This window comes from Ruegeria sp. H3 (assembly GCF_056533095.1).
The window spans coordinates 1-25,185 of the sequence record NZ_JBQFOD010000005.1; the positions used below are offsets into that span (position 1 = coordinate 1).

General features: G+C 57.2%; 27 protein-coding genes. 14 read left to right on the forward strand and 13 right to left on the reverse strand.

What is annotated here, in order from left to right; translation table 11 throughout:
* Positions 1–227: 227 nt before the first annotated feature.
* On the forward strand, positions 228–1,553 hold the full coding sequence (gltX, locus tag ACR0JE_RS07630) for a glutamate--tRNA ligase (RefSeq protein WP_480863742.1): 1,326 nt from the start codon (positions 228–230) through the stop codon (positions 1,551–1,553).
* A gap of 21 nt (positions 1,554–1,574) precedes the next feature.
* Here gltX and ACR0JE_RS07635 read toward each other — a convergent pair whose 3' ends face one another.
* Positions 1,575–2,186: a gamma-glutamylcyclotransferase family protein gene (locus ACR0JE_RS07635; protein ID WP_480863743.1), complete on the reverse strand. Its 612-nt coding sequence runs from the start codon at positions 2,184–2,186 to the stop codon at positions 1,575–1,577.
* Between the two features lie 92 nt (positions 2,187–2,278).
* On the opposite strand from ACR0JE_RS07635, the gene ACR0JE_RS07640 reads away from it, so the two are divergent.
* Complete coding sequence (locus ACR0JE_RS07640) at positions 2,279–2,725, forward strand: RrF2 family transcriptional regulator (protein ID WP_480544301.1); 447 nt, start codon at positions 2,279–2,281, stop codon at positions 2,723–2,725.
* A 2-nt stretch (positions 2,726–2,727) separates the two neighbouring features.
* On the opposite strand, the gene ACR0JE_RS07645 is transcribed toward ACR0JE_RS07640, so the two are convergent.
* Both ACR0JE_RS07645 and ACR0JE_RS07650 read right to left on the reverse strand, forming a co-directional pair.
* Complete coding sequence (locus ACR0JE_RS07645; RefSeq protein ID WP_480863745.1) at positions 2,728–5,256, reverse strand: ABC transporter permease; 2,529 nt, start codon at positions 5,254–5,256, stop codon at positions 2,728–2,730.
* Positions 5,253–5,948, reverse strand: a complete 696-nt coding sequence (locus ACR0JE_RS07650; protein WP_480863746.1) for an ABC transporter ATP-binding protein — start codon at positions 5,946–5,948, stop codon at positions 5,253–5,255. The genes ACR0JE_RS07645 and ACR0JE_RS07650 overlap by 4 nt, the downstream gene beginning before the upstream one ends.
* A gap of 50 nt (positions 5,949–5,998) precedes the next feature.
* Between ACR0JE_RS07650 and ACR0JE_RS07655 the strand changes: the two genes are divergently transcribed.
* Positions 5,999–6,634: an arylesterase gene (locus ACR0JE_RS07655; protein WP_480863747.1), complete on the forward strand. Its 636-nt coding sequence runs from the start codon at positions 5,999–6,001 to the stop codon at positions 6,632–6,634.
* A gap of 9 nt (positions 6,635–6,643) precedes the next feature.
* Positions 6,644–7,258, forward strand: a complete 615-nt coding sequence (locus ACR0JE_RS07660) for an SOS response-associated peptidase (protein ID WP_480863748.1) — start codon at positions 6,644–6,646, stop codon at positions 7,256–7,258.
* 4 nt (positions 7,259–7,262) lie between these two features.
* Here the strand turns inward: ACR0JE_RS07660 and ACR0JE_RS07665 are convergent, their stop codons facing one another.
* The 4 genes from ACR0JE_RS07665 to ettA form a co-directional block, all read right to left on the reverse strand.
* Positions 7,263–7,817 (reverse strand): L,D-transpeptidase, encoded by a 555-nt coding sequence (locus tag ACR0JE_RS07665; protein ID WP_480863749.1) that lies wholly within the window; start codon positions 7,815–7,817, stop codon positions 7,263–7,265.
* A 166-nt stretch (positions 7,818–7,983) separates the two neighbouring features.
* Positions 7,984–8,190, reverse strand: coding sequence for a cold-shock protein (locus ACR0JE_RS07670; RefSeq protein WP_170350547.1), 207 nt, complete (start codon positions 8,188–8,190; stop codon positions 7,984–7,986).
* A 355-nt stretch (positions 8,191–8,545) separates the two neighbouring features.
* Positions 8,546–9,316 carry a hypothetical protein gene (locus ACR0JE_RS07675; RefSeq protein ID WP_480863750.1) on the reverse strand — a complete coding sequence of 257 codons (771 nt, stop codon included), beginning with the start codon at positions 9,314–9,316 and terminating at the stop codon, positions 8,546–8,548.
* Positions 9,317–9,319: 3 nt separating this feature from the next.
* Positions 9,320–10,987, reverse strand: a complete 1,668-nt coding sequence (ettA, locus tag ACR0JE_RS07680; protein WP_480863752.1) for an energy-dependent translational throttle protein EttA — start codon at positions 10,985–10,987, stop codon at positions 9,320–9,322.
* Positions 10,988–11,125: 138 nt separating this feature from the next.
* On the opposite strand from ettA, the gene ACR0JE_RS07685 reads away from it, so the two are divergent.
* From ACR0JE_RS07685 to dacB, 3 genes are all read left to right on the forward strand, one after another.
* Positions 11,126–11,596, forward strand: a complete 471-nt coding sequence (locus tag ACR0JE_RS07685) for an MOSC domain-containing protein (protein ID WP_480863753.1) — start codon at positions 11,126–11,128, stop codon at positions 11,594–11,596.
* 32 nt (positions 11,597–11,628) lie between these two features.
* On the forward strand, positions 11,629–12,249 hold the full coding sequence (locus ACR0JE_RS07690) for a nicotinate-nucleotide adenylyltransferase (protein ID WP_480863754.1): 621 nt from the start codon (positions 11,629–11,631) through the stop codon (positions 12,247–12,249).
* A gap of 66 nt (positions 12,250–12,315) precedes the next feature.
* Positions 12,316–13,794, forward strand: a complete 1,479-nt coding sequence (gene dacB, locus ACR0JE_RS07695) for a D-alanyl-D-alanine carboxypeptidase/D-alanyl-D-alanine endopeptidase (protein WP_480863755.1) — start codon at positions 12,316–12,318, stop codon at positions 13,792–13,794.
* Between the two features lie 13 nt (positions 13,795–13,807).
* On the opposite strand, the gene ACR0JE_RS07700 is transcribed toward dacB, so the two are convergent.
* The 4 genes from ACR0JE_RS07700 to ACR0JE_RS07715 form a co-directional block, all read right to left on the reverse strand.
* A complete protein-coding gene (locus tag ACR0JE_RS07700; RefSeq protein ID WP_480544290.1) occupies positions 13,808–14,230 on the reverse strand; it encodes a tellurite resistance TerB family protein in 423 nt (140 codons plus the stop codon).
* 94 nt (positions 14,231–14,324) lie between these two features.
* Positions 14,325–15,119 (reverse strand): iron chelate uptake ABC transporter family permease subunit, encoded by a 795-nt coding sequence (locus tag ACR0JE_RS07705; RefSeq protein ID WP_480544289.1) that lies wholly within the window; start codon positions 15,117–15,119, stop codon positions 14,325–14,327.
* A complete protein-coding gene (locus ACR0JE_RS07710) occupies positions 15,119–15,874 on the reverse strand; it encodes an ATP-binding cassette domain-containing protein (RefSeq protein WP_480863757.1) in 756 nt (251 codons plus the stop codon). Before ACR0JE_RS07710 ends, ACR0JE_RS07705 begins: the two co-directional genes overlap by 1 nt.
* A gap of 2 nt (positions 15,875–15,876) precedes the next feature.
* Entirely contained in the window at positions 15,877–16,389 is a 513-nt protein-coding gene (locus tag ACR0JE_RS07715; protein WP_480544287.1) for a Fur family transcriptional regulator, read from the reverse strand.
* A gap of 56 nt (positions 16,390–16,445) precedes the next feature.
* Between ACR0JE_RS07715 and ACR0JE_RS07720 the strand changes: the two genes are divergently transcribed.
* From ACR0JE_RS07720 to ACR0JE_RS07745, 6 genes are all read left to right on the forward strand, one after another.
* Positions 16,446–17,600: a zinc ABC transporter substrate-binding protein gene (locus ACR0JE_RS07720; protein ID WP_480544286.1), complete on the forward strand. Its 1,155-nt coding sequence runs from the start codon at positions 16,446–16,448 to the stop codon at positions 17,598–17,600.
* Positions 17,601–17,865: 265 nt separating this feature from the next.
* Positions 17,866–19,440: a lysine--tRNA ligase gene (locus tag ACR0JE_RS07725; RefSeq protein WP_480863758.1), complete on the forward strand. Its 1,575-nt coding sequence runs from the start codon at positions 17,866–17,868 to the stop codon at positions 19,438–19,440.
* 48 nt (positions 19,441–19,488) lie between these two features.
* A complete protein-coding gene (locus ACR0JE_RS07730) occupies positions 19,489–19,890 on the forward strand; it encodes a DUF4864 domain-containing protein (RefSeq protein ID WP_480863759.1) in 402 nt (133 codons plus the stop codon).
* A 137-nt stretch (positions 19,891–20,027) separates the two neighbouring features.
* Entirely contained in the window at positions 20,028–22,313 is a 2,286-nt protein-coding gene (locus ACR0JE_RS07735) for a glycosyl hydrolase family 28-related protein (RefSeq protein WP_480863760.1), read from the forward strand.
* Positions 22,314–22,435: 122 nt separating this feature from the next.
* Entirely contained in the window at positions 22,436–22,762 is a 327-nt protein-coding gene (locus tag ACR0JE_RS07740; protein WP_480863761.1) for an antibiotic biosynthesis monooxygenase family protein, read from the forward strand.
* A gap of 101 nt (positions 22,763–22,863) precedes the next feature.
* Positions 22,864–23,289: an excalibur calcium-binding domain-containing protein gene (locus tag ACR0JE_RS07745; RefSeq protein ID WP_480544282.1), complete on the forward strand. Its 426-nt coding sequence runs from the start codon at positions 22,864–22,866 to the stop codon at positions 23,287–23,289.
* Positions 23,290–23,315: 26 nt separating this feature from the next.
* Here the strand turns inward: ACR0JE_RS07745 and ACR0JE_RS07750 are convergent, their stop codons facing one another.
* The gene (locus ACR0JE_RS07750) at positions 23,316–23,744 is read right to left on the reverse strand and encodes a hypothetical protein (RefSeq protein ID WP_480863762.1); all 429 of its coding nucleotides are present in this window, start codon (positions 23,742–23,744) and stop codon (positions 23,316–23,318) included.
* A 139-nt stretch (positions 23,745–23,883) separates the two neighbouring features.
* On the opposite strand from ACR0JE_RS07750, the gene ACR0JE_RS07755 reads away from it, so the two are divergent.
* Positions 23,884–24,606, forward strand: coding sequence for a biosynthetic peptidoglycan transglycosylase (locus ACR0JE_RS07755; protein ID WP_480863912.1), 723 nt, complete (start codon positions 23,884–23,886; stop codon positions 24,604–24,606).
* Here the strand turns inward: ACR0JE_RS07755 and ACR0JE_RS07760 are convergent.
* Positions 24,568–25,185, reverse strand: coding sequence for a hypothetical protein (locus ACR0JE_RS07760; protein ID WP_480863763.1), 618 nt, complete (start codon positions 25,183–25,185; stop codon positions 24,568–24,570). The genes ACR0JE_RS07755 and ACR0JE_RS07760 overlap by 39 nt on opposite strands.

The window sequence follows — 25,185 nt, forward strand, 5'->3', positions numbered from 1 at the left end:
AATAGATTACTCATGTTATACCCCTGAAACTCAGGGGTTTGAATCACGCAGCCGAGATGACGGCAACCAAATTAATGGGTCCAGAACCTAGTCTTCGTGGATGAACAATGCGTGTTAATATTTGTTCATCTTGCGATCTGGAATGCCTGCGGAACTTGGGCAATCCGAAACGCCTGCTGGACAAAAACGCGCCTTTGTGACAAGAGCCGCGCCAACAGGAGACATCCATGACCACCACCCGTTTCGCCCCGTCGCCCACCGGTTACATCCATGTGGGCAACCTGCGCACTGCCCTGATGAACTATCTGATCGCCCGCAAGGCTGGCGGCACATTCATCCTGCGCATCGACGACACCGACCCCGAGAGGTCGAAGGAAGAATATGTTGATGCGATCAAGCAGGATATGGAGTGGCTGGGCCTTCATTGGGATAAGGTCGAGCGTCAGTCGGACCGGCTGGACCGTTACGCCGAGGCTGCTGACAAGCTGCGCGAGATGGGCCGGTTCTATGAAGCGTTTGAGACTCCGACCGAGCTGGATCTGAAGCGCAAGAAGCAGCTGAACATGGGCAAGCCGCCTGTCTATGACCGCGCCGCTTTGAACCTTTCGGATGTAGAAAAAGATGAGCTTCGAGCTGAACGTGGCAATGGCGTCTGGCGCTTCAAGCTGGATCATGAGCGGATAGAATGGAATGACGGCATTCTGGGCGATATCTCGATCGATGCGGCTTCGGTATCCGATCCGGTGCTGATCCGGGGCGATGGTCAGGTTCTATATACGATTGCGTCTGTCGTGGACGATACGGAGATGGGCGTGACCGACGTGGTGCGCGGCTCGGACCATGTAACCAACACTGCAACGCAGATTCAGATCATCAAAGCGCTGGGCGGTCAATGCCCGCGCTTTGCACACCATTCACTGCTGACCGGTCCGCAGGGTGAGGCTTTGTCGAAACGATTGGGTACGCTGGCTCTGCGTGATCTGCGTGAGCAGGGCGTGCAGCCGCTGGCGCTGCTGAGCCTGATGGCGCGGCTGGGGTCGTCTGATCCGGTTGAACTACGCTCTGACATGGCCGAGCTGATCGACGGCTTCGATGTAAACCGCTTTGGCGCCGCCCCGACCAAGTTCGACGTGCAGGACCTGTTCCCGCTGACCGCCAAGCACTTACAATCGCTACCGCTGGCGGATGTGGCGGATGCTGTGGCGGATGCGGGCGTTCCAGCTGAGCTGGCCGAACCGTTCTGGGCCATGGCGCGCGAGAACATTACCACTCTGGCCGATCTCAAAAGCTGGTGGGAGCTGTGCCGCGATGGGGCCGAGCCCTTGATCGCCGATGAAGATCGCGACTTCATTGCCGAAGCGATTGCGCTGCTGCCCGATAGCCCATTTGATGGCGAGACCTGGGGCAGTTGGACCAAAGCGGTAAAAGACGCCACGGGCCGCAAGGGCAAAGGCCTGTTCATGCCGCTGCGCAAAGCACTGACGGGTATGGAGCGTGGGCCGGAAATGGCGGCGCTGCTTCCGCTGCTTCAGGTGATCCGTGTGCGGGGCTGAGCGCCCAGTATCGAAAGCAAGCTAGAATTTGAACGAGGCAGGCAGTTCGTCTGCCTCTTTTTGATGCTGCGGCAGGATGATCGTCACCGATGCGCGCTGCAGGCGGTCGTCCACAAATGCGGTCTCGTCAGGTCTGAGCTGTTGGTGGCGCGGATACCTTGGCTCGGCCCGGTCATTCAGGACTGGCGCATCCCATCCGTCCGTTGTTGCAAAGAAACGGTCCGCCCCGTCCGGCCCGAATGTGCGCAGATATCCCTGTATAACCACATCGATATAGCTGAGCAGCAAGGGGTGGTGATCCGAGGGCTGATTATGACGCTCCTCTGGCACCGCATAGACCGCGATTTCGACGTCGTGGGTCAGCGGATGGGAGACCGATTGCGTTGTCGGGATGCGATCATAGGCCCATTCCCGTTCATCCAACGCGGCCCAGTCGTTCTTGGGAACATGCGCGATCATGCCTTCGATCTCGGAGTCTGGATCGGGCACGGCGGTCAGGAAGGCAACAGACCGCAAATCTGTGTGCTTCCATGCTCTCCGCCACCCTTTGAGCTTTGCCGGTCGTGGATCTGGAAAATCATGGGTGGCCAGGTTCACAAGGCTGCCATAGCCAAAGAAATAGGGGTCTGCCATCTGCTTGGGGCCTTTCGGTCAATTGATGTATGTCAAACCGCTTTTTCGCCCGACATGCAATAAGGCTGCATATTTGAGTGAGGGAGGCCCCTATGCGGATTACCAAACGAACGAATATTGCTGTGCGCCTGCTGATGTATTGTGCGGCGCATCCGGATCGGCTGGTGACGAAATCCGAGATTGCTGAGGTGTGCAACATCTCGGAAAACCACTTGGCGCAGGTGATCAATCAACTTGGCCAGTTGAATTATCTGAGTACGCAGCGCGGCCGAAACGGGGGCATGTCGCTGGCGCGTCCCGCAGATCAAATCCGGATCGGCGCCGTGTTTCGGCATGTGGAGGGATCGCTGCCAATTGCCGAATGTTTTGCGGATGCCGACAACACTTGCCCGCTGACCGATGCCTGCCGCCTGCGTGTGGCGCTGCGGGATGCGGCCGAGGTTTTCTATGCATCGCTTGATGACGTCACGCTGGACGCGCTGATCTGTGACAATGATCCGTTGTTGAAAATCCTGCAGCCAGTGGCTTGCGCGCGCTAGGGTCAGTCGCTGGCGCGTAATATGCGGGCCGGTCTGACAGATAGGGGCCGTAAGGCGAATATTAGCCCTGCACCGAGCGTGACAACGACCCCTGTGATCACGATGCCCAATGCCGAGGGCCAGATCACCTGGAACCCCGTGTCGAAGATATAGGTGGCAACCGCCCAGCCGCCCAGAATGCCGACCAGCAAGGCAATACAGCCCGCGGCAGCCCCCAGCAGAGTGGCGCGCAGCGTGAAGCTCAACAAAATACGACGGCGATCAGCACCGATTGTTTTGAGGATAGCCGCCTCATACCGGCGGGCCGGTTCGCCCGCGGCCGCAGCACCGATCAGGACAAGAAACCCGGTCAGAAGTGACACGCCTGCGCCGTACGAGGTTGCCGAGGCAAGCCCTGCCAACAGGTCCGAGACCCTGTCAATGGCGTCCCGTACGCGCACTGCAGTGATGTTGGGGAACTGGCCTGCCAGATCGCGCAAAATGGCGGCTTCGGCCTGTTCTTCGGCATAGACGGTTGCAATGAAACTATGCGGTGCGCCGGCCAGGGCCGAAGGATTCATAGACATGATAAAGCCCATGCCTGCCGTCGAAAAATCCACATCCCGCAGGGATGTGACGGTAGCGGTGATATCCCGGCCCAGAATGTTCACGGTCAGATTGTCGCCGATGTTCAAACCCATTTCCTCGGCCTCTTCAGCGGCAAAACTGATCTGAGGGCTGCCTGCATAGTCTTCCGGCCACCATTCCCCCGCTGTGATCCGTGCGTTTTCTGGGGGAAGGACAGAGTAGGTGACGCCTCGGTCGCCTTCCAAAACCCAGTGATTCCCCGCGACCTCTCGCGCGGGTTGATCGTTGATCTTGGTAATGATCCCACGCAACATGGGCGCGCTTTCCAGACGGCTGACAGCGGGGTCAGTTTCCAACCGTTCAGCGAAACCGGGCATTTGGTCTTTCTGGATGTCCACAAAGAAGTAGGAGGGCGCGACCTCGGGTAGGTTGCCTGAAATGGCATTCCGCAAGGTGCCGTCGATCTGACCAACCGCTGCAAGGACCGAGAGGCCCAGGCCCAGAGACAAGATCACGGAACCGGCTCCTTCGCGCGGGTCAGAGATGGCGGCTAGGGCCCATCGCAATGAGGGGCGACCACGCGACCACGGAACACCCCTGCGCGCCAGCCAGCGAACGGCGATAGCAGCCACGGACAGAAGGACCAGCGCCCCGACCAATCCGCCGCTTGTCCAAAGCGTAAGCTCGGTTGAGCCGCTGAACCAGGCAGCGGCAGCGATCAGGATTGCCAGCCCCAGCCCTGTCGCCATCACATAGGCCAGCCGGGGAATCTGTCGGGCCGAGGTCAAGGCATCGCGGAACAGGGTGGCGGCGCGGACCTCCTCGGTCCGGGCGAGCGGCCAGAGGGTAAACAGAAACGCCGTGAGCAGCCCATAAAGCGCGGCCTCGGCCAAAGGTTGGGGGTAGATCGAAAACACAGCAGGCACGGGCAGTTGGCTTTCAATGATCGGGGCCAAGATAACGGGAGCGAGCCCGCCGAGGACAACACCTATTGCGATACCAACTCCGGACAGCAGCCCGATCTGGATCATATAGGTCTGAAACACGGTTGCTCGATCCGCCCCCAATGTGCGCAGCGTGGCGATGGTTTCGGTTTTCTGTGACAGATACGCCCGGACAGCTGCGGATACACCGATGCCGCCCACAGCCAGCCCGGACAGGCCGACCAGGACCAGAAAGGCGCTGAGCCGCCCCACAAACTCAGCGATGCCCGGCGCGCCGTTTCGCGCATCCGTCCAGCGCATACCTGTGCCATCAAACGTTTCTGCAGCCTCGGCCGAGATCACCTCCAGCGCGGTCGTATCCGGCAGATCCAGCCGGTATTTGGTCGAGAACAGAGTGCCCGGTTCCAACAGGCCCGAGGCGCTTAGGTCTTCGGTTTTAACCAGTGTTCTGGGGCCAAGGCCAAAGCCTCCAGCCGCGCCATCAGGTTCTGCAGTCAGCGAAGCCATCAGGACGAATTCCTGCGTGCCCAAGGCAAAGGTATCTCCGAGCGAAAGCCCCAGCCGGTCCATCAAGACCTGTTCCATCACGGCGCCCGGCAGATTGATGTCACCGCCCAGAGCATCGGACAACAGCATGACTGGGTTCAGTCCAACCTCGCCCAGCAGAGGATAGCTGGCGTCAACGGCCTTTACCTGCGTCAGTGCACGTTCGGGGCCTGTTTCTTGTTGAACAACAGCAAGTGAACGAAAATCCACCACCTCTGATACCGCCTGGGCTTTTTTTTGCATCCAAGCGCGTTCTTCAGGGGTGGCGAACCGATAGGTGAACTCCAGCTCGGCATCACCCCCGAGCAAGGCTGCACCTTCCTGCGTCAACCCGGTTTGAATTGCATATCGAACCGAACCAACCGCAGCGATTGCGGCGACGCCAAGCGCCAGACAGGCAAGAAAGATGCGAAATCCGCGCAGACCACCGCGCAGTTCACGTCGCGCCAGCCGTCCGGCCAGTCGCAGGCTCATTCTGCCGCCTCTTTTTGTGCATCTTCTGCGATGCGCCCATCGCGCAATCGAACCACGTGGTCACAGCGGTCGGCCAGTGTGTGGCTGTGTGTGACCAGAACCAGTGTGGCACCATATTTGTCGCGCAGGCCAAACAGCAGGTCGACAATGGCGGCACCGTTAGCCTCATCCAGATTGCCCGTAGGCTCATCCGCCAGCAGGATCTGAGGGCGCGGCGCCGAGGCGCGGGCGAGCGCCACGCGTTGCTGCTCACCCCCGGACAGTTGCGCCGGATAGTGATCGCGCCTGTGCGACAGGCCGACCGAGTCAAGTTCGGCCTCGGCCCGGGCAAAGGCATCCTTGTGACCGGCCAATTCCAAAGGCGTGGCGACGTTTTCCAATGCCGTCATCGTCGGGATCAGGTGGAAATTCTGAAACACCACGCCCATCGTATCCCGGCGGAACCGTGCCAGGTGATCCTCATCCATCCCCGTCAGGTCCTGACCCAAGGCCTTGACCGAGCCTCCGGTCGCCTGTTCCAAACCGCCCATCAACATCAACAGGGACGACTTGCCCGACCCCGATGGCCCCACCAGCCCCAAAGTCTCACTCTGGTTTACCGACAGCGTAATGCCGTGCAGAATATCCACCCGACCGGCATTGCCTTCCAATGACAAAGCAGCATTTTGGAGGGAGAGAACGGTCTGTGGCATAAGACTTTCCATATAGGAGCAACATCTTGGGATATGGAGCACTTACGAGAATGCGCAAGGGTCTGCTGGCGGGCCTGTTTACTTGTTGCGGTTTTGCGGCCACAGCAGAACCTGTTGTCATCGCAGCCTTGGGGGACTCGCTGACACAAGGCTATGGGCTGGTCGAAGAGGACGGGTTTGTCCCGCAGCTGGAACGTTGGCTTGCGGCTGAGGGAGCAGACGTTCGCGTAATCAACGCAGGTGTCTCTGGCGATACGACGGCCGGGGGTGCGGCACGGGTCGAATGGACCCTGACCCCCAAGGTGGATGGTATGATCGTGGCGCTGGGCGGCAATGACTTGCTGCGCGGGATCGACCCGGATGTGTCGCGCACCAACCTAGAAAAAATTCTGATGGTCGCGCAGGCGGGGGATGTTGAGGTCCTGTTAGTGGGCATGCAAGCCCCGGGCAATTACGGGCCTGCATACAAGCAAAGCTTCGATGATATGTACCCCGAGTTAGCGCAGGAATACGATACGCTTTATGCCACCAGCTTCTTCGAAGGTTTGGTAGCGGATGGCGATCCTAATACTGTTGGAGAATTCATGCAGTCCGATGGTATTCACCCCAACGCCAGGGGTGTTGCTCTTATTGTCGAGGCTTTGGGGCCCACGGTTCTGGAATTGGTCAACGCGACTACAGATTAAGGGGGGCATATGCCTGGGCGATTCTTTCTGACGCGACCAATCTCCGACATTGCCGATGTGCTTGGCGTTTCGGGCAACGTTCCGGCGCAAACTGCCCGCCGCAATATCCAACCCGGGCAAGAGATGTTGGTGTTGACCCAATCGGGTCTTGTGCCGATGCGTTGGGGCATGATCCCGGTTGGTCGGGTCAATGCCCGTGGTCGCCCGGTGATGGAAACGATCATCAACGCCCGCTCTGAGACCGTGTTCGACAAAACCGCATTCGAAGGCGTTGGGCGTGCCGTTGTCCCCGTCGACGGGTGGTACGAATGGACAGGTGAGAAGCGCCGCAAGACTGCATGGCGTATCAGTTCCGCCGAAGGGGCCCCACTGTACTTCGCGGCGATCACAGATACATGGCAGGCTCCAGGCGGGTTGCTGGTCGATCAGTTTGCGACCGTCACTTGTGAGCCGAATGGTGATGTGAAACCCATCCACCACCGGATGGGTGTCCTGTTGAAACCTGCAGATATTAACACTTGGCTAACCGGCTCCGAGGATCAGGCCAAGGAATTGACCCGTCCCTTGCCGGACGGGTTGTTGCATATCGAAGAAGCAACGGACGTAGATTGGACCGCGCCGTAGGGGCTCAGACCACCGTCACGACCGTTCCAATCGGAACACGGTTGTACAAGTCGACCACATGTTCGTTCAGCATCCGGATGCACCCGTTCGAGGCCGCCCGTCCGATGGTCTGCGGCTGCGTTGTGCCATGAATACGGAAATAGGTGTCGACCCCGTTCTGGAACAGATAGAGCGCGCGGGCACCCAGCGGGTTGTCGCCTCCGCCCGGTTGAACATAGTCATTGTCCTTGAAGCGCGCATAGGCGACCGGGTCGCGTTCGATCATCTCATTCGTAGGCCGCCAGGTGGGCCATTCCTTCTTGACGTCGATGGTCGCGGTTCCAGTGAACTCCAGCCCCGCTTTGCCGACCCCGCAGCCATAGCGGATCGCTTTGCGCGGCTCAGTCACGAAATAGAGGTAGAAGGAGCGCGGCACGACCAGCAACTGACCCGGCAGGAATTGCTTTTTGATCCGCACATATTGCGGCGTTGGATCATACTCCACAGCCTTCTTGGCGCTGGCAATGCCGGGCAGCAGGCTAACAGCCGTTCCGGCAAGAAACACGCGGCGTGTGAACATGGGCGAACCCCTTCAATTGACCAATACAATCATGACTATGCTGTCAGAATGATAGCAAATCTGGTCAATTCTAGGGCAGATATCGCGAAAATATGATCTGTTCCGGCTGCATACCGAAGCGCGGAACGGAAAAAGGGTGAGGATTTCCCCTCACCCTGTGCTTGGCTTAGGCCAGCTGGATATCGTCCGCGCTTTCGCGGCCGTCACGACCCGAGCGCAGCTCGTAAGTGACTTTCTGGTTGTCGGCCAGACCGGTCAGGCCCGAACGCTCGACAGCCGAGATGTGTACGAAGATGTCTTTGCCGCCATCTTCAGGTGCGATAAAGCCGTAGCCTTTGGTGGTGTTGAACCATTTTACGGTGCCTGCAGGCATATCCGTTGTCTCCTGTTTGGTGCTGCCCACGGGGATGCGGCAGCCCGGCGTCGTTGTCTGTATCGATAGACTGAGCGCCGGAATCGGAGACAGTGGGTCGAAATAGAAAAACGTAAGCCCTTTGCATATGGCATTGACGAGGGCATGTGGCAAGGGTGGAGTGTGCGGAATATACTTTGCTTTCAGGGCTCAACGGGTGTTTTGAACGGAAATCCGCCGAGTGAAAACTAACCGTCCGCTCGCCAGTATTCGTCAATCCATTGTGATATTCGCGCAGGCCGGGTTAATCCGGAGTGGAGCGGTGTGGTCCCCGATGGCACGTTCGGAGAGCCGTAGGATGGGGTGAAACCCAATCCTACACTTGTTTGATACCATACCTATCTTCAAGGGTGACGAGCGCGTCTTTGAGATTTGAGGAAACGGCAACCCTAATAGACAACGTCTGATAAGACCTCAAAATGGTTTTGTTATTGCCCATGCTGGATGCAAAAAACCAAGAGAAGCATCTAGCGGTGTTGAAGTCGATCAATCCTCGAACCAGAGACAGATAGTGATTGGCTTCCGATGCTTCCAAGCCTGCTTTTTCTATGAAATCAACCAAAGCAGCAACCTGACTAACAAAAAAGAAAGCGCTGTCAGCCCTGAGATCCAATCTTAGGTGTTCATCAGGTGCAATTTTTGAATTTAGTGCCAGTTCGATTGTTAGTTTCTCACATGCGTCCGCTATAACAAGTAGCTGTGGCCGAAAAGCGTCCAGAGAAGTATCGATGCTCATCAACCGGGATCTTTCATCGGCAAGCAAAGTCATTCTCGAGAAAAACGAACTTTCGAACAACTGCTTATCCAAAGCCGACTTTTGAAGCTTCGAGATTTTTTCCTGTCCGGAAAGCAATGTGCGTGTATCGTTCCTTTCTTCCTTTACCAAATTGAGTTCCTCACGTTGTGACAAGAACGCGAGGATAAGAAAGAAAAGAGCGGACCCTGAGAATAGCGCGTTGACGGCACCAAAGGTGTCGCCAAGCGTTCCACCTTCAGCTCCTGAGTTAAGCGCATACAAGAAATTTGCTAGATAGAGCGCCAGCAGGACCACAGCAGCGATGGCTACTTTTCCAATGCTAACCTTCATCGACTACCGCGCAAATTTCTTATGCTTCAACCGCTTGGGCTCCAGCGCATCCGGTCCCAGACGGCGTTTTTTGTCCTCTTCGTAGTCTTCGAAGTTACCCTCGAACCATTCCACGTGGGCATCGCCCTCGAAGGCCAGAATATGCGTGCAAATCCGGTCGAGGAAGAAGCGGTCGTGCGAAATCACAACGGCGCAGCCGGCGAAATCGACCAGCGCGTCTTCCAGCGCGCGCAGGGTTTCCACGTCGAGGTCGTTGGTGGGTTCGTCGAGCAGCAGGACGTTGCCGCCCTCTTTCAACAGACGGGCCATGTGGACACGGTTGCGTTCACCACCTGACAGTAATGAGACCTTTTTTTGCTGGTCGCCGCCCTTGAAGTTGAAGGACGAGCAATAGGCGCGGGAATTGACCTGCGCGTCGCCCAGTTGGATGATCTCAGCGCCGCCGGTGATCGCCTCCCATACGGTGTCGTTGTCTTTCAGGTCGTCGCGGGACTGGTCCACGTAAGACAACTCGACCGTGTCGCCCAGCGTGATGGTGCCGCTGTCGGGTTGTTCCTGACCGGTGAGCATCTTGAACAGGGTCGATTTACCCGCGCCGTTGGGGCCGATGACGCCGACGATGCCGCCGGGGGGCAGGGCAAAGTCCAGCCCTTCGATCAGTTGCTTGTCACCCATGTGTTTCGACAGACCCTCGACCTCGATCACCTTGCCACCAAGGCGCTGGCCGTTGGGGATGACGATCTGGGCGCGGGTCAGCTTTTCGCGTTCGGACTGCTCGGCCAGTTCGTTATAGGCGTTGATCCGGGCTTTGGATTTGGCCTGACGGGCCTTTTGGCCCTGACGCATCCACTCCAACTCGCGCTGCAGGGTCTTCTGCTTGGACTTGTCCTCGCGGGCTTCCTGCTCAAGCCGTTTGGCCTTTTGTTCCAGCCATGCGGAGTAGTTGCCTTCGTAGGGAATGCCGCGGCCGCGGTCGAGTTCGAGGATCCATCCCGTAATATCATCCAGGAAATAGCGGTCGTGGGTGACGATCAGGATGGTGCCCTTGTAATCGATCAGGTGCTGTTGCAGCCAGGCGATGGTTTCGGCGTCCAGGTGGTTAGTCGGTTCGTCCAAGAGCAGCATGTCAGGCGCTTCCAGCAGCAGCTTGCAGAGCGCCACGCGGCGTTTCTCACCACCCGAGAGGTTGGCGATGTTGGCATCGTCCGGTGGGCAGCGCAGCGCCTCCATCGAGACATCGATCTGGCTGTCGAGGTCCCAGAGGTTCTCGGCGTCGATCGCGTCCTGCAGGGTGGTCATTTCCTCCATCAGCTCGTCCGAGTAATTCTCGGCGATTTCCATGGCGATCTCGTTGAAGCGGTCGACCTTGGCCTTTTTCGCGGCGACGCCCAGCATGACGTTTTCGCGGACGGTGAGCGATTCATCCAGCTGCGGTTCCTGCGGCAGGTATCCGACCTTGGCACCCTCGGCGGCCCATGCCTCACCAGTGAAATCGGTATCCAGACCGGCCATGATCTTCATCAACGTCGATTTACCCGCGCCGTTGACGCCGACGACACCAATTTTCACGCCGGGTAGAAAGCTCAGGTGGATGTTTTCAAAGCACTTCTTGCCACCGGGATAGGTCTTAGTGACACCCTGCATGTGGTAGACATATTGATAGGCGGCCATGTCGCGTCCTCTGGGTCGGGGAAATTGGGTTGAAACGCTTGATATCCAAGCGGGGCGGGCGGGGCAAGCTGGTGGTTTCGTGATTTTTGCTGAGACCTTGGGCGGGCTAGAGTGGCTTCGGTTTGAGAGGCGCGTGAGATGTCAGAACTTGCGGAATTGATTGCTGGTTGGGCAAAACCAGGTCGGGTCGATTGGATCGGAGTGCGTCCAGCCCGTCGGGTCGAGATCGTCACCTTAGGCGACGCTATGATTTCCGCTGATGGCTTGGATGGAGATCGCAGTCGAGCGGGCAAGAGGGCGGTGACGTTGGTCCAGCAGGAGCATCTGGCAGCGATTGGGTCGTATCTAGGGCAGGGGCCGGTTACACCCGCAATCCTGCGGCGTAATCTGGTGGTTTCGGGGATCAATCTGGCGGCGCTCAAGGGGCGCGAGGTGCAGGTGGGGGAGGCGATCTTGCGATTCACTGTGATCTGTGCGCCATGCAGTCGGATGGAGGAGGCGCTGGGTAGCGGCGGCTATTCCGCCGTGCGCGGGCATGGGGGCTGGTGTGCTGAAGTCATCCGACCGGGATGCATCAAGCTAGGCGATGCGGTGCAACCTGTTGATTGACAACACCTCCCAGTTCTGAACATCAGCGTGGGATGGAGCGATACCACATTCCATATGCGCGGCCCGGGCAGGTGATCGGGTTGTTCGGCGGCTCTTTTGATCCGCCGCACAAGGGACATGTGCACGTGACGCTTGAGGCGATGAAGGCCTTCGGGCTGGATCGGGTGTGGTGGCTGGTGTCTCCGGGCAATCCGTTGAAGGAGCACGGACCGGCCCCTCTGGCGCAGCGGGTTGAGGCCGCGCGGGGGGTCATACAGCACCCGGATGTCGAGATCACGGATATCGAGGCGCTGACAGGAACGCGGGCGACGGCGGATACTCTGATGGCGTTGCACCGGCTCTATCCGCAAGTCAAATTCGTCTGGCTGATGGGGGCTGACAATCTTTCGCAGTTTCATCACTGGAAGGATTGGCGGCGGATCATGGACAGCGTACCGGTAGGCGTTGTAGCGCGGCCGGGGGATCGGATCTCGGCCCGGATGTCGCCTGCGGCGCGGCTCTATGCCAAATACCGGATCGACGGGCAGGCGCGGCACCTGCTGGGGCGGGCGCAAGCCCCTGCGTGGTGTTTTGTGAACGTGCCGATGGTGGATATGAGCTCGACCCAGATCCGCAAGCGTGGGGGTTGGAGCGTTCAGGTGTTGCCGGAATAGCCACACTATCTGCATATTCTCATGCAATGGTTGTCTGATTTTCATCTCTGGGATTTTAATTGACCCATGGTCGATCGTATTTCGCGTCGTTTGTTTTTAGGGGGTGTTGGGGCGTCTTTGATCCCGGCGATGGGTCTGGCCGAGGCGCCTTTGACGTCGCTTCGCCCTCAGTTGCGCGGCAAACAGCTGACCGGCACGGATCGCCTGGTTCAGGCCGCCGGGCTGCGCGGAGAGGTTGTCTTCGCCGTGGCCGATGTGGATACAGGCGCGCAGCTTGAAAGCTATAGGGGAGAGCTTGGGCTACCCCCAGCCAGTGTCGGCAAAGCTTTAACCGCGCTATATGCACTGGACGTGTTGGGACCCGATCATCGGTTTGAGACCAGATTGCTGGCGGATGGACCAGTTGTACACGGGGTTTTGCAGGGTGATCTGATCCTAGTGGGCGGATGCGACCCATTGTTGGATACGGACGGTCTGGCCACTATGGCGGCCAACTTGCGGAGTGCCGGGATCACCGAGGTGCGCGGGGCGTTCAAAGTTTATGACGGCGCGCTGCCCTTTGTTTTCAGTATTGATCCGGGTCAGCCGGACCATCTGGGCTATAGCCCGGCGATCAGCGGGATTTCGTTGAATTTCAACCGGGTGCATTTTGAATGGAAGCGGGAGGGCACTGATTACGCTGTCACCATGGATGCCCGCACCGCCAAGTATCGTCCAGATGTGGATATGGCTGCGATGCGGGTCGAGGGGCGCAGCCTGCCGATCTATACCTATCAGGCCAGTGCACGTCAGGACCGCTGGACCGTTGCCAAAGCAGCGTTGGGGAATGAAGGGTCACGTTGGTTGCCGGTGCGCAAGCCTGCGCTTTATGCAGGGGATGTGTTCAAAACGCTGGCACGGGCCAATGGGATTGTCCTGGGGCGGGTTGAGGTCACCCGAGAAATGCCCAAAGGCACTGTTCTGGTCGTGCATCAAAGTGATCGTTTGGACAGTATCTTGCGCGGGATGCTGAAGTATTCGACGAACCTGACGGCTGAAACTGTGGGGATGGCTGCGACCCGGGCGCGGGGGGTGATGCCGCATTCGCTCGCTGAGTCAGCGGCCGAATTGAACCTGTGGGCGTCGGAGACTTATGGCGTCAATCAAATTGCAATGGTGGATCATTCCGGCTTGGGTGATGCGTCGCGCATGGCACCGGGGGATCTGGTCTCGGCCCTGGTGCAGGCGCGTAAAACGGGGGCGTTGAGACCTTTGCTGAAACCCTTTGCCTTGACCGACAGCCAAGGCCGACCGGTCAAGGATCACCCGATCAAGGTTGATGCCAAAACCGGCACCCTGAACTTCGTATCGGGCTTGGGTGGTTTTCTGACAACGGCGGACGGGTCAGAGCTGGCTTTTGCGATTTTCACCGCAGATGAGGCCCACCGCGCCACGATCACACGTGCGCAACGAGAACGCCCCGAAGGTGCGCGCGCTTGGAATCGGCGGTCGCGCAAGCTGCAACGCGCGTTGATCGAACGATGGGGCGCGCTCTACGGCAGTTGAGCCTAAACCAAGCTCAGACAACGTGACGGGCGCGTGCACCGCGTTCGATTGCGGCGGCGTGCAGGCGGTCAATACTCAGTTCGTACCGGATTTCTTCCAACAGCCGCAGCTCTGTCTCGGCCAATGACCCGTCTGCTGCGGCCACGTCGCAGGCCAGAGCGTAAGCGGTTTCGTTCAGGCGTTCGGGCAGGTTGTCGCGGATCAGACCAAACAGAGCGTCCAGACCGTCTTCCTGTTCGAACAGATCGAACACGGTTTGCGATATATGGCGCATGCGATCGGCATCATAGCCCGCAAAAACCGGTAGCATATTCACGGCGCCCTGAATCTTGACCAGCTCAGCTGTGCGGATGTTTTCGTCCGAAGCGGAGATCGCAACCATGATCGCCACAAGGCAATCCTGCGGAGACATGGGATGAGGGGTTTGATCGGGCATGAATGCGTCCTGCGTGAAGGTTTTCAAGGCTGTACGATATGTGCGCGCACGTGCGGGTTCAACAGCTTGTTTGGTCGCATTCTTTGCCGTTGGTTCAGGTGCGCCGACCCTGCCAGCCCAGCAGGCTAAAACAGGCGAATACTAGTGCGGCCACGCAAACAATAGAAGGGCCGGCGGGCGTGTCGAATACATAGGCGGCCCGGAGGCCTGCTACCGACGACAGAGCGCCAATCCCGGCGGCAATTAGTGCCATCGATTCTGGCGAGCGGGCTAGGCTGCGCGCGGCGGCGGCTGGAATAATCAGCATGGCTGCGATCAGCAGAACACCCACAACCTTGATTGCGACGGCAACCGTAACGGCAAGAGCCAGAGTCAGGATTAGCTGCTCGCGTTTGGGGTTATAGCCACTCGCGTAGGCCAATTCTTCGTTCAGGGTCGCTGTTAGCAGCGGAGACCAGCGCCAAGTGATCAAGGCCACAACCAGTGCGGCCCCACCCCAAATGACGATCAGGTCAGCTTTTGAAACGGCAAGGATATCGCCAAACAGATAGGCCATCAGATCAATGCGAACACCCGACAGGAACGAGACGGCAACAAGACCGAAAGCCAGCGCAGAATGGGCCAGTACGCCCAATAGAGTATCCATTGCATACCCTCGGCCCGCCAATAGAGTCACCGTCATTGCCATGATCAAAGCTACAGCCAGCGCTCCGGTAAACACGGAAATCTGGAAAGTTAGAGACAAAGCGACGCCCAAGATGGCGGCATGCGCGGTTGCATCGCCGAAATAGGCCATCCGACGCCAAACGACGAAACACCCCAAAGGCGCAGCTGCCATAGCCACGCCAATCCCGGCGAGCGTTGCCCGAGTCATAAAATCATCAAGCATTATTCAGCGGCTTCCTGCGGGTTTGCGTGGTCGTGATGATCGTGGTCGTGGTGGTGATGATCGTGATCATGGCGATAAAGGGCCAGTGCGCCGCCGGTGCCCGTGCCAAAAAGGGCGCGGTATTCAGGGGCCGAGGCGACCACTGCAGGCGAGCCTTCGCAGCAGATATGCCCATTCAGGCAGATCACGCGGTCCGAGGCGCTCATCACCACGTGCAGTTCGTGACTGATCATCAGGATAGCGCAGCCGGTATTGCGCCGGACATCTTCGATTTGGCGATAAAACGCGGCAGAGCCGGGCTGATCCAACCCTTGGGTCGCTTCGTCCAACAGCAAGAGCTCGGGACGATTGATCAGGGCGCGGGCGAGAAGGACCCGTTGGAACTGACCACCGGATAGCTGCGACATCTGGCGTTTCAGCAGGTCCGGTACGCCCGCTGTTTTCAACGCTTCGGCGCAATCCTGTTTCGATACCCGGTCTGTCAGGCGCATGAAGCGATCAACCGAAATGGGCAGTGTTGGGTCGATGTGCAGTTTTTGCGGAACATACCCGATTTGTAGCCCTTGCTTGCGCTCGACGCGCCCGGCTGCGGGTTGTGTGGCGCCGATGATTGCACGCAATAAGCTGGTTTTACCCGAGCCGTTGGGGCCAACAATGGTAACGATCTCGCCTGGGTTGATGACCATATTTACATGGCTCAGCACGGTGTTCGCGCCATAACTGACGCCAAGGTCTTTGACGGAGACGAGGGCCATGATCAGCGTTTCTCGATGCAATCGGGGCAAATGCCTTCGGCCTCGACGACCGTGCGTTCGATCTCGAACCCGACGGCGCGTGCAGCGGCCCCAAGCGCACCCTTGGCAGGGGCCGAATAGGCCTCGGCCACAGCATCGCATTTGCGGCAGATCATGAAGGCGGGCGAATGGGAGCCGCCGGGATGGGCGCAGGCGACGAAGGCGTTGAGGCGTTCGATCTTATGGGCGAAACCATTCTCCACCAGAAAATCCAGGGCGCGGTACGCAACCGGTGGCTGTGATCCGAACCCTTCGTCGCGCAGACGATCCAGAATGGCATATGCACCAAGTGCGCGATGTTCGTGTAGCAGCATCTCTAACACCTTGCGGCGAACAGGCGTTAGTCTTAGCCCTTCTGCCTCACACCGTGCCTGCGCGGTGGCCAGCCCGGTTTCAACGCAGGAGGCGTGATCGTGCTTGGCAAAGCCAATCAGGTCGGCGTTGTCGGCCGGGGTCGAGGGTGTCTCGCTTGTCATGTTATTATATATCATGTATGTCGCTGCTGACGTTATAAAATCACATAGGGTGTCTGATGTCCAGAAAGCTTCTTCCTGTTTCGATCACGGCGGTTTTGATGGGGGGGACGGCCTTGGCCGAGGTCCCCAATGTCGCCGTCGATATCGCTCCGGTTCATTCGCTTGTCGCACGTGTGATGGACGGTGTTGGTGAGCCAGCCCTGATTGTACAAGCAGGCGCATCCCCCCATGAATACAGCCTGCGCCCGTCCGAAGCTGCCGCGTTGCAAGAAGCCGACCTGGTGTTCTGGATGGGGGAGGATCTGACGCCTTGGATGGAAGGCGCGGTCAAGACGCTGGCAGCCGGCGCGACCGTTACTACTTTGCTGGAATCAGACGGCACGGTCCTGCTGGATTTCCGTGAAAACGCGCTGTTTGAAGCGCACTCCCACGATGACCATGATGACCATGGGCATGACGATCACGATCATGAGGGCCACGACGATCATGCGGACGAAGGGCACGACGATCATGACCACGGGGATGATCACGCAAAACATGATGACCATGATCATGCCAAAGATGACGACCACGATCATGACGATCATGCTGATGCGAAAGATCATGATGATCATGACCACGGCGAAGAACACGCGGACCATGACGATCATGAACACGATGACCACGCAGGCCACGACAATCATGATGGGCATGATCACGGTGCGCATGATCCACATGCATGGCTATCGCCTGAAAATGCGAGCACATGGCTAAACCTGATCGCGGCACAACTGTCGGCTGCTGACCCGGACAATGCGGGCACCTATTTTGCAAATGCTGCGGCGGCTCGTGAAGAGATGGCGGCGCTGTCTGCTGAAGTTGCACAGACGCTCGAACCAGTGCGCGGTGGAAGCTTTATCGTTTTCCATGACGCCTATCAGTACTTCGAAAACGATTATGATTTTCCGGCGGCGGGGGCCATTTCGCTGGGGGATGCGGCTGATCCAAGCCCGGCGCGTATCGCTGAAATCCAGGGTCGCATCACCGGCGAAGGTGTGGATTGCGTTTTGGCGGAACCGCAGTTCAACCCAGGGATCATCGAAACGGTTCTGGCTGGAACCGAGGCGAATACGGGTGTGATTGACCCGCTGGGCTCAGAACTTGAGCCGGGCAAGGACCTTTATCCACAGCTCATTCAAAACATGGCCAAGACTTTGGCTGAGTGCCTCTAAAGTAGCACCGATCCCGACCGGATCAGTAAATTCGGTCGGGATATCCTGCTGGAAGTCGCGTCGCTGTTGAACACGGTTTCCAGTTTTCCCTTTTCATGTCCGAATTCGCCAGTTTGGCAGGCTGTTCCGATTGCCCGGCGCAGTTGTGACGAACCGGAAAAAGCACGTGTCGTTATTGACTCATGCTGCGCTCGCACAATAGGAGGGGTCGGTCCGATGGCATGGGGCGATCGGGACGGTTTTCCCTTATGGAGCACACCAAAAAATGTCTGAACTGCGCGATACCGCCATGACGTCCAAGGCCTGGCCTTTTGAGGAGGCGCGCCGGTTGCTCAAACGGTACAAACAAGGTGCTCCAGAGAAGGGATATGTGCTGTTCGAGACGGGCTATGGCCCCTCGGGGCTGCCGCATATCGGCACCTTTGGCGAAGTTGCGCGGACCACGATGGTCAAGCGCGCGTTTGAGGCGCTATCGGATATTCCAACCAAGCTGATCTGTTTCTCGGACGATCTGGACGGGATGCGCAAGGTGCCCAGCAACGTGCCGAACCCGGAGATTCTGGAACAGCATTTGCAGCGCCCGCTGACCTCGGTGCCTGATCCGTTCGGTGAATACGACAGCTTTGGCGCGCATAACAACGCGATGCTGCGGCGGTTCCTCGATACTTTTGGTTTCGAATACGAGTTCTATTCGGCCAAGGAGTTTTACGAATCCGGGCAGTTTGATGAGATTCTGAAACGTGCCGTCGAACGCTATGATGAGATCATGGCGATCATGCTGAAAAGCCTGCGCGAAGAGCGCCAGCAAACCTATTCGATCTTCCTGCCGCTGCACCCCGAAAGCGGGCGGGTCATGTATGTGCCGATGAAAAAGGTCTGCGCCGAGACCTATACCTTGACCTTCGATGATGAGACGGGCAAGGAATGGACCGTTCCTGTCACCGGTGGCAACGTCAAGCTGCAGTGGAAGCCGGATTTTGGCGCACGCTGGGCAGCGTTGGGCGTGGATTTCGAGATGTATGGCAAGGAACATGCGACTAACGAGAAAATCTATGACGCGATCTGCCGGGCCTTGGGTGGTCGTGCGCCCGAGCATTTCTCGTATGAACTGTTTCTGGATGAGAACGGGCAGAAGATTTCGAAATCATCGGGCAACGGTGTGTCGATTGACGAATGGCTGACCTATGCGCCGACCGAGTCGCTGGCCTATTTCATGTATCAAAAGCCCAAGACCGCGAAACGGATGCATTTCGATGTGATCCCGAAAGCCTATGATGAGTATCATCAGCAGTTGCGGGCTTATCCGGGACAGGACCTCAAGGCGCAGTTGAACAACCCGGTGTGGCATATCCATGGTGGGGATGTTCCTGAATCCACGTTGATGGTGCCGTTTGCAATGCTGCTGAATCTGGCTTCGGTATCCGGGGCCGAGGATAAGGAGGCACTGTGGGGCTTCATTCGTCGTTATGCGCCCGAGGCGACGGCCGAGACGCACCCCGATCTGGATCAAGCGGCGGGCTTTGCGGTGCGCTACTTCAACGATTTCGTGAAGCCGACGCGCAAACATCGCGCGCCGACGGATCAGGAGCGCGAGGCGCTGGAAGCGTTGAAGGTGGCGTTGGAAGCCTATGACGGGCCGATGGAAGACGAGGCGCTGCAATCGGTGGTCTATTCCATCGGGCGCGAGCGGTTCGACCCGATGCGCGGTTGGTTCACGGCGCTCTACGAGGTTCTGCTGGGCGCGTCGCAAGGTCCGCGTTTCGGCGGCTTTATCGCGCTCTATGGCGTGTCCGAAACCGTAGCGCTGATCGACAAAGCGCTGGCCGGAGAACTGGTCTGATTTGACCTGAAACCGCTTGGGGCTACCCTCTGTTCAGGAGGTGGCCCCATGCGTCGTATTCTGTTTATTTTGTTGCTAAGCTTTGGATTGGCCCCGATCGCGGCGGCCCAGAGTGCCGAGATCGAAGCCAATATTGCGGCGCAGATACAGGCCTTCAAGGCGGATGATTTTGACACCGCCTTCACCTATGCCAGCCCCAATATTCAAAGGTTGTTCCAAAATCCTGATAATTTTGGCGCGATGGTGCGTGGTGGATATCCGATGGTTTGGCGACCGGCCGAGGTGCGGTTTCTGGAACTGCGTGAGATCGCGGGATTGCTCTGGCAAAAGGTGATGATTGTGGATGGGGACGGCCAGACCCACATACTGGATTACCAGATGGTTCAGCAGAACAACACCTGGAAGATCAATGGTGTACAGCTGTTGGGCAACTCTGACCCCTCTGCGTGATGCAACACCACCGTAACGGTGGAATGAACTGCGGTTAATTCCTTTTCGATACTCAGACTTTCACGTTCGGGCTGGACCCGAGCACCGGGTTTGAACGTGTCGCTGTGATGCGCGGCGCGATTGGGAAAGGGATTTCTATGAATAAGGCAATCACCGACGGCATCGTGTTCATGCCGCCTCATTTCGCCAACGGGTTAGATGTGTGGTCCGCAGGGGATGGCACGCCGGGTACGCCAACCTATGCCGGGTCCGGCACTGGTGTGTTTGTCCCAGCGGATGCAGATTTTGGCGGCTGCCTTGAAATTCTGAAGATCAATCCGACGCAGCAATTGCGGTATATGGGGCAGACACCTTTACTGCCGGGCTGCTACTTGCAGATCAAGGCGCGCGTGAAGGCGATCAGTGGTCCTTTGCCCGAGGTGCGGATCGCAGCCTGGGCAGGTGGTGCCGGGGATGCACATATCGATGGTGTGATCGAAGAGGGACCCGCCACGCAGTTGTCCGGTTATGGCGAAGTGCATGAAATCAACGCCATCGTCGGGACCGGGCGCCGACCGGGTGTCGATATGCCCTGGGGCGTTTCGGCCTTGTACGGGCATTTCGGCCTGGACATTGAGGGTGCAAATGGCGCGCTGGTCCGTGTGGACGATATAGAAATCACTGATGTGACAGGTGTTTTCCTGCGCGAGATGATCAGCATCGTCGACGTACGGGATTTCGGTGCAATTGGTGACGGCGTCACCGATGATTCGGCTGCGTTCGAGGCTGCGGACCAAGCGGCTGGCGGGCGTCGGATTTATGTCCCGCAGGGCACATACCATCTGGGTGAAAACACTAGCATAGCCTCCGAGATGGATTTTGAAGGCACGGTTACGATGCCTGACGACAAGATGCTGTTGCTGACCAAAAACTTTGACCTGCCCGCATATATCACGGCTTTCGGCGATGAGGAGTTGGCCTTTAAGAAGGCGTTTCAGGCATTGCTCAACAATGCTGATCACGACTCGTTGGATTTGGCGGGCCGGAAGATCTCGGTCACGGGCCCGATTGATATGGCCGCTGCGGTGCCCAACAAACAGGGTTTTTCCACGCGCCGGGTTATCAGGAACGGCCAGTTTGATGTCAAAAGCAGTTCGGACTGGGACACCGAGACCTTCACGTCGGTCGCCACATATGAACCTTTGGATGCCACCCGCCTGACAGATGTGGCGAATGTGGCGAATATTCCCGTTGGTTCGTTAGTTCAGGGTGCAGGCGTCGGGCGCGAGATCTATGTGCGATCCAAGGATGTGGGCGCAGGTGAAATCACACTGAGCGCACCGCTTTATGATGCTTCGGGAACGCAGACATATACCTTTCAATCCTTCAAATACCTGCTGGATTTCAGCGGCTTCAGCACCTTGCGCAAATTCGGGATGGAGCAGATTGAATTCCAGTGTAACAGCCGATGCAGCGCCATTCGTTTGGCCCCATCGGGCAGTACGTTTTCACTGACCGATTGCTTTGTCAGTCGTCCCAAGGATCGTGGCATCTCATCCATTGGCACGGGCTGCAAAGGGATGCTGATCGACAACTGCCAGTTCTTGTCGGCCGAGGAATCCTTTATCGTCCCCGACCGGAATTCGATCGCGCTGAACACAAACGCGAATGATGTGAAACTGCGCCACAATCGTATTGTTCGCTTCAAGCACTTCGCAGTTGTCGGTGGCGACAACAACATGATCCTGGGCAACCACTTCTTCCAGGGTGATAGCATCCCGCAAGGCGTACGGACGGCTGGTCTGATCATGATCGGGACTTACAACAGTTCGACGATTGCCGAGAACTATGTGGACAACTGTTTTATCCAATGGACGAATGAGCGGGATGCGGAGCCCAGCTACGTTTCGGGCTATTCGTTCAGCGCCATGAGTATCACGGATAATATCTTCTATTCCAGCGAGGCGCCGCCTTGGTTCAGCTACATCGTGATCCGCCCGCATGGTCCCGGCCACTTCCTGAATGGTTTGGCGGTGACGGGGAATAAGTTCCGGTCTAGCAGCAGCGATATTGAACGCGCTGAAAGGGTGGATACGACCTTTGCCGATTTCAACAAGAATAGTCACATCAATGTGACGTTTCAGAACAACACATACCACGGGATTGATAAGAAGGCGGCGAACCCACTGCGGGTGCGTCACGATCAAAATACAGCCAGCAGTGCATGGGTTATAGCGACCTCTGAACAGCTGCCGTTTGAAAGTAAAGCCCGTAGCTGTGATGCCGTCACAATGTTGGGTCCGATCCTCAGCACCTTTGGTTCTGCCAGGTTTTTTGAGCCCTATGTTGAACTCGAGCAAGGTAGCGATGGCAGCAGCATTCGTCTGAGATGGCCGGAAAGCTTGCGGGGCACTGCATCTGTTTTGATCCGTATGGAGCAATAACTATCTGGACGGTCGCCCAAAGGGCGGCCGTCTTTCTTTCGGGTTGCGCTTGTTAATTGGCCAGGAAATGGACGACATATCAGTTCTCTGTGTTACGCTTGATACAGCCACAGGAGGAGCAGATGCCGACCATAGCAAAAAATGCCAGCGTACAGACTGTCATCACTACATTTGAAATGACCCCGGGCACCTGTCACGATCTGCTCGACGCGTTGACGGATGCTTATGCCGAGTTCATTTCGAAGCAACCCGGATTTATCTCGGCGGGGTTGCATGTGAACGATGCCCAGACCCGGATCGCGAACTATTCGCAATGGGAACGGCGCGAGGATTTTCTTGCCATGCTGCGCACGCCTGAGATGCGCAAACGGAACCGTAAGATCAACGAGATGTGCAAGAGCTTTGAGCCGGTCATGTATGATGTGGCCGACACATTTGATCGCCCTTAGTGGGCAATCTTCCTAGAGCCTGACGACCAATGTGCCACAGCTTTGATATGCTCAATGCGGATCGCCTCGGCTTCGCCACAAATGTGGTTTAGATTCGGGTCATGGATTTGGACAACACAGTGCAAAAGCCCTCGGGTCAGACCTCGAAGCCGACCAAGCGGCAATTGCGGGCCGAAGCGACACGCCGTAAGGCGCTGTCGCCGTTTCGGATTTCGCTCATGCTGCTTGCGTTGCCTGTGACCACGCTTCTGCTGGCGGTGAATATCTATATCCGGACGTCTGAGTATGACCGCAACGGAGCGATCCTGCACCTGATCGCCCTAACCGGCTGTTCAGCGCCCGAGGCGATTGGCTTTGGCCCGTTCCGCAAAGGCTATGCAGGCTATCACGAACGCTATGACCCGGATGGCAACGGGGTTTCCTGTGAAAGATCGGGGGGGTCGGTGCAGGTTCAAAGCACCCCCGCGCAACGCAGCACTGATGCGCCTGTACGCTCGGTCGGAAACGCGAAGTTCGTGCGGCCTTGAGCGTTGGGTGGGGTGACCCGCCGCCGTTATGAAAGCTGCGCGCCGGCGCAATCGCGAAAGATGCGAACCTCGGGAGCTGCACCATCCAAAGGAAACTCGGTAAGACCGTCTTGCGTAAAGGCATAGGCGGTTTGATTGTATTCCAGCCCATCCAGAACATTGCCAAACCCGTTATCGGTGACGGTTAGCGAGGCCGCATTGTCCGACAACACATGGCGCGGCGTGGCGATTTCGATGGGCCTCGGACCGTCAAAGCGCATAGCGAACCATGGGGTTTGCGTCCAACCTTCGGTCTTGCGGGTGACAGTCAGCGTATAAAGCGGCTGAGACGGGTCGTAGGTCAGGAAGATGTCTGCTTGGTCGGTGCTGTGAGAAAGGGTGCAGATTTGCCCGACCGTCGCCTCCCACGCAGAGGCTGGGGTGGCGAGGATTATTGAGAGCAGGACGGTACGCATGAACGGTAACTTAGCTGCCAATGGGCCTCGGGCAAGGATTGGGTCTTGGTATCGTGTTTCGAGCTGCTGATTGCATGCTAGAATTGTAGTACAAGATACTTACTCGCCAAAATAGAATCCGGCTGTTATCTGCATGCTTATGGATACTAGGAACGCTCCAAAACTGGACTTGAGCATTAAGCGTCGGCTACGTGCGTTGAACTGGGATTTGGACCGTATTGTCGCAGAAGTTAAATTTGATGCGCAGGCCACAATTTGGGATCAGTCATCGATTAATTTAGAGAGCTTGGATATCAAGGTCGTTCAAATGATCTTGCTAATCGAGGATAGACGTTTTTTTCGACACCTTGGATTTGAGTTTCGGGCAATACCTCGATTGATCAAAAGAGCGCTTAAGTTTCGAAGACCCGCTGGTATCAGCACTTTGGATCAGCAGCTTGTACGTATCATTACGAACCGACGCGAAAGAACTGTTTCGCGAAAAGTTAGGGAAACTGTTCTTGCAGCGGCTATCAACACTTGGCTAACCAAGGACCAACTATTGCTGTCTTACCTAAAGAGGAGCTATTTTGGGCGAGGTTTGATCGGTATAGAGGCAGCTTCAAAACGCTTGTTCGACAAGGACCCCAGTCAACTGTCAACAAACGAGGCAGCATTCATTGCCTCGCTACTAGCTCGCCCCATACCGGGAATAGTTTTGGATTGCTTAAATGATTTCACTCTACTTAAGTCGCGACGACCAGAAGACTACATCGGTATGGCTAGGGTCTGTGCGCCTACATGGGCTATCGCTGCGCGAGCACGCTATCTGTATACTTTGAGGCTATTTTACGATTCCAAAGAGTCTAGAAACCAAAAATAGCACAGAAATATCCTCCAGCTTGCCATGCTGCGTATTGTTCCAGTATTGTACGGAGCCGAACTCGTCGTTTTCGACGCGCTCAAGTAGATTGCGCTGAAAGCTCTGAAAGTTCCTTCGCGCCACTTGCAAATTCTGAAAAATACGCGAGGCAATATCTGTGTCTACGCCGCTCAAGTCCCAGCCATGTCGATATCTAAGTTGCAGACCGTCACCGCTATCCTTCAACGGATTGTGGCAATCAAAGACAAATGCGTTTGCCGTTTCTCGGTCGAAATAGACTGACAGCCTCGCCGAGATTCTTGATAGAGCTGTCATCCAGGCATCAACTTCCTTGTTGTATTGCGTATATATGTCCGCCAGGTTTTTGTCCTCGGAATTGAGTGCTCCGAGAAGTTTCCGATGGGCAAGGTATCTTTTGTCGAATGCATCACCAATTAACTCGACAGTTTGAAGTGCGGCTTCCCTTTCATCTTTGCGTATCTCTTCGCGATTTTTTTCACGCCAACTCCGGGCCTGAAAAGCAAAGGTCGTCACCGCGGCTATCAGCCCGAGGGTTACAGTTGAGAGAAATCCCCACAT